This window comes from Rhodopseudomonas sp. BR0C11 (assembly GCF_010820945.1).
In the GTDB taxonomy this organism is placed as follows: domain Bacteria; phylum Pseudomonadota; class Alphaproteobacteria; order Rhizobiales; family Xanthobacteraceae; genus Rhodopseudomonas; species Rhodopseudomonas palustris_H.
Window position 1 is genome coordinate 1 of record NZ_QTKI01000142.1, and the last position, 10943, is coordinate 10943.

General features: G+C 64.5%; 12 protein-coding genes. 10 read left to right on the forward strand and 2 right to left on the reverse strand.

Annotated features, from left to right (window positions below; all coding sequences use genetic code 11):
* Positions 1-523 (forward strand): MBL fold metallo-hydrolase (locus DYI24_RS12915; protein WP_164572570.1); only part of this gene is annotated, 523 nt, incomplete at its 5' end.
* Positions 524-650: 127 nt separating this feature from the next.
* Here DYI24_RS12915 and DYI24_RS12920 read toward each other — a convergent pair.
* On the reverse strand, positions 651-1196 hold the full coding sequence (locus DYI24_RS12920; protein WP_164572571.1) for a DUF2087 domain-containing protein: 546 nt from the start codon (positions 1194-1196) through the stop codon (positions 651-653).
* Between the two features lie 451 nt (positions 1197-1647).
* On the opposite strand from DYI24_RS12920, the gene DYI24_RS12925 reads away from it, so the two are divergent.
* From DYI24_RS12925 to DYI24_RS12945, 5 genes are all read left to right on the forward strand, one after another.
* Positions 1648-2313, forward strand: a complete 666-nt coding sequence (locus DYI24_RS12925) for an FMN-binding negative transcriptional regulator (RefSeq protein ID WP_164572572.1) — start codon at positions 1648-1650, stop codon at positions 2311-2313.
* A gap of 14 nt (positions 2314-2327) precedes the next feature.
* Positions 2328-3323, forward strand: a complete 996-nt coding sequence (gene argC, locus DYI24_RS12930) for an N-acetyl-gamma-glutamyl-phosphate reductase (protein ID WP_164572573.1) — start codon at positions 2328-2330, stop codon at positions 3321-3323.
* Between the two features lie 68 nt (positions 3324-3391).
* Positions 3392-3991 (forward strand): class I SAM-dependent methyltransferase, encoded by a 600-nt coding sequence (locus DYI24_RS12935; protein ID WP_107355589.1) that lies wholly within the window; start codon positions 3392-3394, stop codon positions 3989-3991.
* Between the two features lie 254 nt (positions 3992-4245).
* Complete coding sequence (locus DYI24_RS12940; RefSeq protein ID WP_164572574.1) at positions 4246-6042, forward strand: B12-binding domain-containing radical SAM protein; 1797 nt, start codon at positions 4246-4248, stop codon at positions 6040-6042.
* Between the two features lie 250 nt (positions 6043-6292).
* On the forward strand, positions 6293-6655 hold the full coding sequence (locus tag DYI24_RS12945) for a hypothetical protein (protein WP_011158044.1): 363 nt from the start codon (positions 6293-6295) through the stop codon (positions 6653-6655).
* Between the two features lie 16 nt (positions 6656-6671).
* Here the strand turns inward: DYI24_RS12945 and DYI24_RS12950 are convergent, their stop codons facing one another.
* Positions 6672-7370: a GntR family transcriptional regulator gene (locus tag DYI24_RS12950; protein WP_164572575.1), complete on the reverse strand. Its 699-nt coding sequence runs from the start codon at positions 7368-7370 to the stop codon at positions 6672-6674.
* Between the two features lie 15 nt (positions 7371-7385).
* Between DYI24_RS12950 and DYI24_RS12955 the strand changes: the two genes are divergently transcribed.
* From DYI24_RS12955 to DYI24_RS12970, 4 genes are all read left to right on the forward strand, one after another.
* Positions 7386-8468 carry an ABC transporter ATP-binding protein gene (locus DYI24_RS12955; RefSeq protein ID WP_349627772.1) on the forward strand — a complete coding sequence of 361 codons (1083 nt, stop codon included), beginning with the start codon at positions 7386-7388 and terminating at the stop codon, positions 8466-8468.
* Positions 8468-9346 (forward strand): ABC transporter permease, encoded by an 879-nt coding sequence (locus DYI24_RS12960; RefSeq protein ID WP_164572576.1) that lies wholly within the window; start codon positions 8468-8470, stop codon positions 9344-9346. The genes DYI24_RS12955 and DYI24_RS12960 overlap by 1 nt, the downstream gene beginning before the upstream one ends.
* 56 nt (positions 9347-9402) lie before the next feature.
* The gene (locus DYI24_RS12965) at positions 9403-10380 is read left to right on the forward strand and encodes an ABC transporter substrate-binding protein (RefSeq protein WP_164572577.1); all 978 of its coding nucleotides are present in this window, start codon (positions 9403-9405) and stop codon (positions 10378-10380) included.
* A gap of 72 nt (positions 10381-10452) precedes the next feature.
* Positions 10453-10943, forward strand: a 491-nt coding sequence (locus tag DYI24_RS12970) for an amidase family protein (protein ID WP_246701243.1), incomplete at its 3' end; no start/stop codon positions are given.

Consider the following 10943-nt stretch of genomic DNA (forward strand, 5'->3'; position numbering starts at 1 on the left):
GGCGGAGGCGTCGGGGAAGCCGGCGTTTCCGACCGCGGAGGGGCTGGTCCCGGCGGCGGAGTGGAAATACTTCATGGACGACGGCGAGATGAGCCGCGCGCCGGCGGGCCGGATGCAGAGCGTATTCCAGACCGCGCGGAAAGTGTTCGACACCGGGCTCAACAAGAAGGTCACGCCCTACGAGTGGGGCAAGGACGTCGCGCCCGGCCTGCTGGCGGTCGAGACCCGCGGCCACACGCCCGGCCACACCTCGTTCGTGCTGTCGTCCGGGGCCGACAAGGTGTTCATCCAGTCCGACGTCACCAACGTGCCGGCACTGTTCGTCACGCATCCGGGCTGGCACCTGATGTTCGATCAGGATCCGGCGATGGCCGAGACCACCCGCCGCAAGACCTACGACATGCTCGCCGCCGAGAAGATGCGGGTGCAGGGCTTCCATTTCCCGTTCCCGGCGATGGGCCACGTCGAAAAGACCGCCGACGGCTACCGCCTGGTGCCGTCGCCGTGGAATCCGGTGATCTGAGATCGTTCCCGAGACCTGAGAATCTCGTCATTGCGAGCGCAGCGAAGCAATCCAGAGCTCAATCTGAGGAGCCGGATTGCTTCGTCGCGGAGCGCCGATCCGGGTGCTTCTCGCAAGGGCCGGGGGCTCAGGCCGCTAGCCGCGGAGCGAGGTGGCGGATCAGCGCCACGCCCTCCGGCGGCGGCTTCTGCTCGACCCGGCGATACACCCGGCCATCGCGGGTGCGGGTCATCAGGCCGTAGTCGCACAGCAGGCGGCGCAGCAGCGCGTGATCGCCGAAGCCGTGATGGCCGAGCAAAAGCTCATTGAGCTGTTTCTCGCTGAGCTCGCGTCCCGCCGGCACGCGCGACCACATCACCCATAGGCAGAGCAGGCGATGGCTGGCCTTCTTCGGCCATCGTGTCAGCACGCCGCTCGCATCGAAGTAACGGGTGGCCTGCGCGACCTTCTGCAGATCGGCGATCGGCTCCGGTTCGGGCTGGCGTTGCAGCATGTCCTCAGCGTCGAATTGGGCGCGAAAATGCTGGAAGTTGCGATAGCCGGCCGAGCGCGCCAGCAGGTTCAGCATCTCGACATGGCCGAGCTTGTGGCCCTGGGCGTCGAGTTCGCGGTTGAGCGCGCGCGCCAGTGCGGACACATCCTGGGTGGCGAACGGGAAAGCAGTTCTGGTCATGACCTCATCCTCGATCGTGCCGAACGATGAATGTCGTTGGTCGCTGACTTACGACGGCGGCACGGGATAAGTGTCTGCCGATCAAGGAAACAGGCAGGTTTAGCTTCCCCGAAGGGACAGCGACGCCTTGGTGAACTGCCGACCAGTGCGCCGGGAAATACAGCCCCATCGCGCGATTGGCAAGCTATGCGTGCGGCAGCGCCGTCATGAGCGAGACCGAGATCTGCGCGCGTCATGGGTTGACCTGGTACGTAACCGCTCCTATCAACGCGCCAGGCTCAACGCGCTCACCACCGCAAAAGCCCGCCGCCGCATTCCCGCGGCATGGGTTGACGCGCGCGTCTGACAGCGTCGTCCCTGCCGCCGGTTACGGTCCGCGGCAGGTGAGCTTCAAATCCCCCTTACGCGCAATCGATCCGGCGGCTCCCGTTCAAACCAGGAGCTTATCGCCATGTATGCGCCACCCCAGTTCAAGCCCGACCGGTCCGCCTGCCTTGCGTTCGCGGCGGCGCGCGGTTTCGGCCTCGCTTGCGCCCATGACGCCGCCGGGCCGATCGCTTCGCCGCTGCCGTTCGCGATCCAATATGCCAGCGACGGCACCCCGCTGTTGTCGTTCCACATCGCGCGCAACAACCCGCTGGCGCGCTGCGCCGACGCTCGCACCCCGTGGCTGATGGCGGTGACCGCCGGTCATGCCTATGTGTCCGCCGACTGGTACGCATCGCCGGACCAGGTGCCGACCTGGCTGTATCGCAGCGTGCAGCTGACCGGGCCCGCGGCGGTGATGTCGGCCAGCGAATTGGAGGCGCAGCTCGACGACGTCAGCGCCGTGTTCGAGACCGCGCTGGCGCCGAAGCGGCCGTGGACCATTGCCAAGATGGCGGCCGGCCGGCGCAATGCGATGAAGCAGGCGATCGTCGGGGTGATGATGCGGGTGGATTCGGTGGCGGGCAGTTTCAAGCTCAACCAGCACAAGTCCGACGCCGATCACGTCGCGGTTGCCACCGCGCTGGCGCGCCAGCCCGACGCCGGCTCGCAGGAAATCGCGGCCGAGATGGTCGCGCTACGGCCGCATCTGGATTACACCGTGCCGGCACTCGCCGGCGAACCCGCTTGATCAAGGAGCTTCACATGACCCTGACCGACAGCACCCTCCCAGGCCAGGCGAAGGCTGCGAGCGGCAAGCCGGTGGTGTTCATCGACGGCGCCGCCGGCACCACGGGCCTCGGCATCCGCGAGCGGCTGGCCCGCCACGGCCAGGTCACCGTGAAGGACATCCCCGACGACAAGCGCAAGGATCCCGGCGCCAAGCGCGCGCTGATGGCCGAAGTCGATCTCGTCATCCTGTGCCTGCCGGACGATGCCGCCAAGGAGACGGTGGCGCTGATCGACGAGCTCGGCGCGGCAGGCCCGAAGGTGCTCGACGCTTCGACCGCGTTCCGTGTCGCGCCGGACTGGGTCTATGGCTTCGCCGAGTTGGCGCCGGACCAGGCCGACAAGATCCGCGCCGCCAAGAAGGTGGCCAATCCCGGCTGCTACCCGACCGGCGGCATCGCGCTGCTGCGGCCGCTGGTCGACGCCGGTCTGCTGCCGGCCGACTATCCGGTGACGATCAACGCCGTCAGCGGCTATTCCGGCGGCGGCAAATCGATGATCGCGGCCTACGAGGCGGGTACCGCGCCGGCGTTCGAGCTGTATGGCCTCGGCTTCGCGCACAAGCATCTGCCGGAAACGCAGAAGTACTCCGCTCTGTCGCGGCGGCCGATCTTCATTCCCTCGGTCGGTAACTTCCGTCAGGGCATGCTGGTATCGGTGCCGCTGCATCTCGATACGCTGCCGGGCAAGCCGGCGGTCGCCGACCTCCACGCCGCGCTGGCGCAGCGTTATGCCGGCAGCACCTATGTGTCGGTGCCGCCGCTGGATGCTGCGCCGTACGCGGGCGGCCGGATCGAGCCGGAAGCGCTCAACGACACCAATCAGCTCGAACTTTACGTGTTCGGCAGCGACACGCACCGCCAGGCGGTGCTGGTGGCGCGGCTCGACAATCTTGGCAAGGGCGCCTCCGGTGCCGCCGTGCAGAACATGCGGCTGATGCTCGGCTTGCCTGATACTGGCGGGGTCGATTAGCCGCCTCGCTTTGCTGTGGAGTGGCTCCCGTCCTCTGGGCGGGAGCCACGTCATTTTTGGAACCTGACATGACTCAAGCTTTCGACGACGACACGCTGCGGTTCTACCGCGGTAACGCCACCGCTTACGCCGAGCGTCAGCCGCGGAGCGCGACGCTGACCAAATTTCTGGGCGAACTGCCGGCCGGCGCCAAGATCCTCGAGCTCGGCTGCGGGGCTGGCTACCAGGCCGAAGCGATGCTCGCGGCCGGCTTCGATGTGGATGCGACCGACGGCTCCCCGGAACTCGCCGCTGAGGCTTCGCGCCGGCTCGGGCGACCGGTCCGCACCATGCTGTTCCATCAGCTCGACGCGATCGACGCTTACGACGCGGTTTGGGCTCACGCATGTCTGCTGCACGTGCCGCGCGATGAGCTTGCCGACGTGCTGAAACTGATCTGGCGGGCACTGAAGCCTGGCGGACTGTTCTATGCCAGCTACAAGTCCGGCGACAGCGAGGGGCGGGACAAGCTCGCGCGCTACTACAATTACCCGTCCGAGGAGTGGCTTCGTGGGCGTTATGCGGAAGCTGGCACTTGGGCATCGGTCGCGGTCGAGACCAGCGAAGGCAAGGGGTTCGACCAGGAACTTGCTCAGTTCCTTCATGTAACGGTACGGAAGCCGGAGTGACTGCTTACCGCCGATGAGGTCCTTGACGACTGTGCAAAGTGAGACACAGTGTTGCTGTTCCGTCTCACCAAGTCGGCCGCTGTTCAGTTAGCGCACGGTTAGTACCACGGCTGCAGCATATGCGATTAGCTTGCAGTGATAATTGAGTGAGTTGTGCCGGGCGTCCTTGCCAGCGCCCGGCGACCTGAGCCAAGCTCTAAGCGGGAGGCCGAAGGCGGGATCGCCTTCGGTTGCGAGAGCAGGCGAGGGCGGCAATGGCGAGTGTGCAACCGGCGGCGCGGCCGTCGAAGCGGTTCCAGATCGCACTGATCAAACCGTCGCATTACGATGACGACGGCTACGTCATTCAGTGGTTCAGGTCATTCATTCCCTCCAACTCACTGGCGGTAGTCTACAGCCTGGTGGAGGACGCCCGGCAACGCAGAGCGTTGGGCGACGTCGAGATCGACATTACCGCCGCCGACGAGATCAACACCCGAACGCGTATTCCGCAGGTCATCGAGCGGTTCCGGGCCCAAGACTTCTTTGGGCTGGTGTTCATCGTCGGGGTTCAGTCCAATCAGTTCCCGCGCGCGATGGATATCGCCCGGCCGCTGCGGGCCGCCGGCGTGCCGGTGGCAATCGGCGGCTTCCACGTCTCCGGCTGCATCGCGATGCTCCCCGGGATCCAGCCCGATCTGCAGCAGGCGCTCGACCTCGGCGTCACTCTGTATGCCGGCGAGCTCGAAGGCCGCTGCGACGAGCTGCTGCGTGACGCCGCCAGCGGCTCGCTGAAGCCTCTGTACAACTACCTGAACGACCTACCGTGCCTCGAGGGCGTGCCGACGCCGGTGCTGCCGCGCAAATTCCTCAAGGGGACGTTCAGCCTGCAAACCTCGTTCGATGCCGGCCGCGGCTGTCCGTATCAGTGCTCGTTCTGCACCATCATCAACGTCCAGGGCCGCAAGTCGCGCGGCCGCAGCGCCGACGATATCGAGCGCTTGGTGCGCGCCAACATGGCGCAGGGCGTCAACTGGTTCTTCATGACCGACGACAATTTCGCCCGCAACAAGGACTGGGAGGTGATCCTCGATCGGCTCGCCGCGCTGCGCCGCGAATTTGCTGCGACTGGGCAGAAGGACATCAAGCTGGTCATCCAGGTCGACACGCTGTGCCACAAGATCGATGGCTTCATCGAGAAGGCGCGGGCTGCGGGCGTGGTCCGTACATTCCTCGGATTGGAGAGTATCAACCCGCAGAATCTCGCCTCGGCGAAGAAGCGTCAGAACAAGATCACCGAATATCGGCAGATGCTGCTGGCCTGGAAGAAGGCCGGGGTGATCACCTATGCGGGTTACATCCTCGGCTTCCCGCACGATACGCCGGAGAGCATCGCCGAAGATATTGCGATCATCCAAAAGGAGCTGCCGCTCGACATCCTCGAGTTCTTCTGCCTGACGCCGTTGCCGGGCTCCGAGGATCACCAGCGCCTGTTCAATCAGGGCGTGGCGATGGACAGCGATCTCAACCGGTTCGACATCGAACACGTGGTCACGCCGCATCCGAAGATGAGCCGGGAGGAGTGGCAGGGCGCGTATCTCAAGGCTTGGGAGCTGTACTATTCGGCCGAGCACATCGAACGGATGATGCGCCGCGCCGCCGCGACCGGTGTCGGCGTGTCACGGCTGGCGTCGATGATCTTCCTGTTCTCGTCGATGGTCCGGATCGAGAAGGTGCACCCGCTGCAGGGGGGCATCATCCGGCTGAAATATCGGCTGGACCGCCGCCCGTCGCTGCCAGTCGAGCCGGCGCTGGTGTTCTATCCGAAGCTGATCGCCGAGGGGGCCCGCAAGCTGGTGCAGAACGTTCGGCACTGGTTCTGGATCGACGGCCTGCGCCGCAAGATCCGCAGCGACCCGAACCGGATGAGCTACACCGACACCGCGATCACCCCGGTCGGCGACCACGAGGTCGAGGAGCTGGAGCTGTTCACCCACACCCAGGCCGCCCAGGACGCCGTGGAGCACATCCGCAAGATCAACCAGCTCACCCACGCCAAGTCGGTGGCGTAGGCGGTCGCACTTGGCTTGGGACGTCGGGCTGGCCGCCGTCATTCCGGGGCGCCGCGGAGCGGCGAACCCGGAATCTGAAACGGGCACGGCTTAGTGGCGGCGCTCCCCAGAACGACTTCGAGATTCCGGGTTCGCGAGCTGCGCTCGCGCCCCGGAATGACGGCGAGACAACGCTCTTTCGGATCTGTTCTCAAGTTCCCTCCGTCATGCTTAAATCGCTCCGTTCCATTCAAACGGCTTCGGAGGCGGAATGACGGTGGCTCCTGTGCTGGTGATCCTCAGCGCGGCGACGGCGTTGGGGTTGTATCTCGGGCTGCTTTATCTGCGCGGTGACCGCAAGCAGGGGCTGGTCGCGCTGCACATGCTGCTTGGCTTTGGCGGGCTCGAGACGCTCGTTATGCTGTTGCACGGCACGCCGGATGGAGCTGCGACGACGGATAGCGTCTCTTTCGGCAAGATCGCGGCCGGTCTGTTCGCGGTATCGGCCTTCTCCGGCTTCATCGCCGCGCTGGCGCGGCGCTCGCCGGTCGGCGCTAACGTCCTGCTCGGCACCCACGTCACCGTCGGTCTCGCCGGTTTCGCGCTGCTGCTGGCCTGGGTGTCAGGGACGTAGCGTCGGTCCCTCGGCCTCAACGAGCCGCGGTGAGCAGTTCGCTGACGTCTGCCGGAGTGGGCGCCAACTTCAGTTGCGCCTCTTGTTCGATCAGCCGCAGTGTCTGCGCCAGATGGCGCTCGGTCGTTGCCACCACACCGTCTCGGTCGCGGCTGCGATAAAGCGCCAGCAGTTCGGCGTGATCGCGGTTGTTCATGTCGCGGATGTCCGGATCGGCGAACAGCGACAGGACGACATAAGGCGAGGCCGCATGGGCAAGGTTGTAGACCACGCTGCCGAGGCGGCCGCCGGTGGTGTTGCCGGTCAGGGCGGCGTGAAATTCCTCGTTGAGATTGGCCCAGCTTTGCGCCGAGACCTTGCCGCACATCTTGCGATGGCAGGCGTCGGCGCGGGCGAGATCGTCGTCAGTGACACGATCGAAGGAGCGGGCGGCCAACAGAGGCTCCAGGCGCATCCGCATCTGGTAGATCTCCTGCACGTCGTCCAGCGTCAGCCCGCGAACGACGGCGCCGCGCCTTGCGTCGAGTGAGATCAGCCCTTCCGACAGCAGGTCGCGAAATGCTTCGCGCACCGGCGTCGTGCTGACGTCGAGCTGACGTGCGATCTCTTCCTGCCGCAGCCGGGTGCCGGCCGGATAGCGCCCCTGCAGAATCTTGGTCCGCAGATCGAGCAGGACATGCTGGCGGACTGTCGTGGGCTGTCCACGTCTCCGCATCTTTCACTCCCTTAAGTGCCGATCGCCGAGGCGATCACGAGGCTGCCGTGGGCAGCTTCGTATCGCGCGCGGATTAGTCGTCGTTTCAATCTCGATATCACAGAACGCGCCCGGACCGGTGCCGCTTCGGTGTGCACAATGCACAATGCATTTGAGCGGCGGGATGGGGCGAAGCACGGCGGCGGCATATGCCGCGAGGGCAGGCGACCTTTCGCTAATCGCCTGCGCTGCAGCGGGAATTGGCGTTCTTCGACCTTTGTCGAATGTGCTGGCATGGGCTTTGCAAAGCATTCGCAAAGGAGCAAATCCATGGCAGAGCCGCAGATCCAACTCAGCGTTCGAGACGTCCGCAAGGTGTTTCCCGGAAAAGGGGGCCCGGTGCCAGTTCTCGACGGACTGTCCTTCGACATCTACGAGCGCGATTTCGTCAGCATCATCGGGCCGAGCGGTTGCGGCAAGACGACGATCTTCAACGTGATCGCGGGACTACTGAATGCCGATAGCGGCAGCCTGATCTATCGCGGGGAGCAGGTCAGCAGTCTGCGCGGCCGCATCGGCTACATGATGCAGAAGGATCTGTTGTTTCCCTGGCGGACGGTGCTGGAGAACGTGCTGCTCGGCCTGCGCGTGCGCGGCGTCGCCGATGCCGAAGCGCTCGACACTGCGCGGGAATATCTGTCGACCTTCGGTCTTTCGGGATTTGAGAAGGCCTATCCCAAGACCTTGTCGGGCGGCATGCGCCAGCGTGTGGCGCTGATCCGGACGCTGATCATGGATCCCGACATCCTGCTGCTCGACGAGCCGTTCTCCGCGCTCGACTACCAGACGCGCCTCTATCTCGAAGGCGTGCTGATGGAGGCGGTCGAGACCTTCAACAAGACTGTCATTCTGATCACCCACGACGTCGACGAAGCGGTCGCCTTGTCCAAGCGCGTCGTCGCCCTGAGCGGGCGGCCGACGCGGGTCAAGAATGTCCATCACATCGACATCGAGCGCACCGGTCCCGTGGAGGCGCGCAGCGATCACCGCTTCTCCGATTATTTCCACATGCTCTGCGGTGAGCTCGACATTCAGACCCGAAAAGTGAAGTCCAACTGATGACCAGCGCAACAGACGTCGTACCCCGCACCGGCGGCACTGCCATCCGGCCCAATCGCGAAACGATCAGCCTGACCCAGCGTCTGGTCGTCACGTTCGACACGCATCTCGGTCGCACCGCGCTGCAGGCGCTCGCGGTGGTCGCGTTCTTCCTGCTGTGGGAGCTTGGAGTCCGCATGGGCTGGATTTCGGAGTTCCTGGTCGGGAAGCCGTCGGGGATCTGGGTGCGGTTCGAGACCCAGTTGCTCGACGGGTCGCTGTTCGTCGACAGCGGCTACACGCTCTACGAAGCTTTGATCGGCTTCGTGGTCGGCACCATCGTCGGTTCGGTTCTCGGTCTGGCGATGTGGTACTCGACCTTCATCGCCCGGATGGTCGAGCCCTTCATCGTGGCGCTCAACAGCGTTCCGAAGATTGCTCTCGCCCCGGTGATCCTGCTGTGGTTCGGCACAGGCTTGTTGTCGAAGGTGGTGCTGGTGGTGTCGATGACGGCGCTGGTGGCGCTGATCGCAGCGTACCAAGCCGCCAAAGACAGCGATAAGGATCTGCAGTCGCTGATGCTGTCGATGGGCGGCTCCAAACACCAGATCTTCTACAGCGTGGTCGTTCCGTCGTCGCTGCCGGCGATCATCGCGACCTTCCGGATCAACATCGGCTTTGCTCTGGTCGGTGCGGTGGTCGGGGAGTTCATCTCGTCCAAGCGTGGCCTTGGCCATCTCGTTTACAACGCATCGAGCCTCTACGATCTCAACTCGGTCTGGGTCGGCCTGTTCGTCCTGATGTTCATGGGCTTCGTGCTCTATCACGGGATCGATGCGCTCGAGCGCTATCTGCTGCCTTGGAAGCAGGACACCGGACACGTCCGGATTCAGGCCTAGACGCGGCCGCACCAACTCCCACCACATCCTTCACCCAACCTCGGAGCCGAAACCTTATGCGTTCGATCGGAAGACTTGTCGGTGCAGCCACCGTCGTGGCGTCGTTAGTAGCTTCGACGGTGGTACCCACCGCCGCGATGGCCAAGCAGGTCAAAATCTCTCAGGCCTTCCAGTCCATGCTCTACCTGCCGTTCTACGTCGCGCTGGATAAGGGCTTCTTCAAGCAGCAGGGCCTCGACGTCGACAAGGAGACCGCAGGCTCGCCGACCACAGCGTTGTCCGCAGTCCTGTCGGGGAGTGCGTCGTTCTCGATCCACGGCCCGGAATGGACCGCGATCGCCAACTCGAAGGGCGCCGATGTCGGCATCATCTGCAACGTGGTGAATGGCGCCGCGGTGTGGGTCGCTGCGGCGCCCGACTTCAAATACGACACGCTCCAGGATCTGAAGGGCCAGAAGGTCGTGGCCGGCCTGATGCCGACCACCAGCACCTCGCTGTTCATGAAGTTGCTCAAGGACAACGGCATGAAGCCTGACACCGACGTCGATCTGCTGCAGGTGCAGATCGGCTCCGAGCCGGGGCCATTCCTCGGCGGTCAGGCCAAGGTGGCCGTGCTGTATGAGCCGGGCCTGGATCAGGTGGTGGCGAAGGGCATGAAGGTGGTGATCGGCTTCCCGAAAGCCTACGGTCCGTATGCGTTCTCCTCAATCACCGCTCGCAAGAACGTCGATCCGAAGGATGCCCAGGCGGTGGTCAACGCGATGGAGCTGGCGCTGCGCTTCATGAAGAATAATCCCGATGATGCGGTCGCGATCGCCCAGAAGGAATTCCCGACGCTGGATCCGAAGATCGTCGAGGCGGCCGTCCGTCGGATGATCGCCGAAAACGTCTATCCGAGCAGCGTGCAGACAACTCTGCAGGCCTACGAGACCGCGATGCAGACCCAGATCGCGCTCGGCAATCTGAAGCAGGCGCCGAAGTACGAGGACTTCGTCATTCAGGACTACGTCAAGCCGGCGCTCGCGCTGAAATAACCGAGGCCATTACGCCGGCGATCGGAGGCGATCGCCGGCGTCTTCTTTTGCGTTTCAAGGACGATCTCAACCATGTCGCATCCGCTGGGACTGCTCGCAGTCCATCGCGCGTTCCGTGAAGGAACGTTGAGCCCCGCCGACTACATTGCCAGTTGCACCCAGCGCGCCGACGAGGTGGAGCCTTGGCTGAAGGCGTTCTGTCATCGGCTGCCCGGAGAACAGCTCACGGGCGGGGAGGGACCGCTCGCCAGCATCCCGATCGGCATCAAGGACATCATCGCGACGGCCGGCATTCCGACCACCAACGGATCACGGGTCTATGCCGACCACATCCCGGATCAGGACGCGCCGATCGTGGCGCGCATCAAACAGCTTGGCGGCATCGTGTTCGGCAAAACGGTGAGCACTGAATTTGCCTGGCGCAGCCCGGGGCCAACCGTCAATCCCAACAATCCGCAGCACACGCCCGGCGGTTCGTCGAGCGGATCGGCGGCCGCGGTGGCGGCCGGCATCGTGCCGATGGCGCTCGGCACCCAGACCGTCGGTTCAGTGGTACGACCCGC

What these genes read in the sequence shown, in the direction of transcription:
- DYI24_RS12920 (WP_164572571.1), bottom strand. Translation starts at nt 1,196, where the DNA reads ATGACCAGAACTGCTTTCCCGTTCGCCACCCAGGATGTGTCCGCACTG.
- DYI24_RS12925 (WP_164572572.1), top strand. Translation starts at nt 1,648, where the DNA reads ATGTATGCGCCACCCCAGTTCAAGCCCGACCGGTCCGCCTGCCTTGCG.
- argC (WP_164572573.1), top strand. Translation starts at nt 2,328, where the DNA reads ATGACCCTGACCGACAGCACCCTCCCAGGCCAGGCGAAGGCTGCGAGC.
- DYI24_RS12935 (WP_107355589.1), top strand. Translation starts at nt 3,392, where the DNA reads ATGACTCAAGCTTTCGACGACGACACGCTGCGGTTCTACCGCGGTAAC.
- DYI24_RS12940 (WP_164572574.1), top strand. Translation starts at nt 4,246, where the DNA reads ATGGCGAGTGTGCAACCGGCGGCGCGGCCGTCGAAGCGGTTCCAGATC.
- DYI24_RS12945 (WP_011158044.1), top strand. Translation starts at nt 6,293, where the DNA reads ATGACGGTGGCTCCTGTGCTGGTGATCCTCAGCGCGGCGACGGCGTTG.
- DYI24_RS12950 (WP_164572575.1), bottom strand. Translation starts at nt 7,370, where the DNA reads ATGCGGAGACGTGGACAGCCCACGACAGTCCGCCAGCATGTCCTGCTC.
- DYI24_RS12960 (WP_164572576.1), top strand. Translation starts at nt 8,468, where the DNA reads ATGACCAGCGCAACAGACGTCGTACCCCGCACCGGCGGCACTGCCATC.
- DYI24_RS12965 (WP_164572577.1), top strand. Translation starts at nt 9,403, where the DNA reads ATGCGTTCGATCGGAAGACTTGTCGGTGCAGCCACCGTCGTGGCGTCG.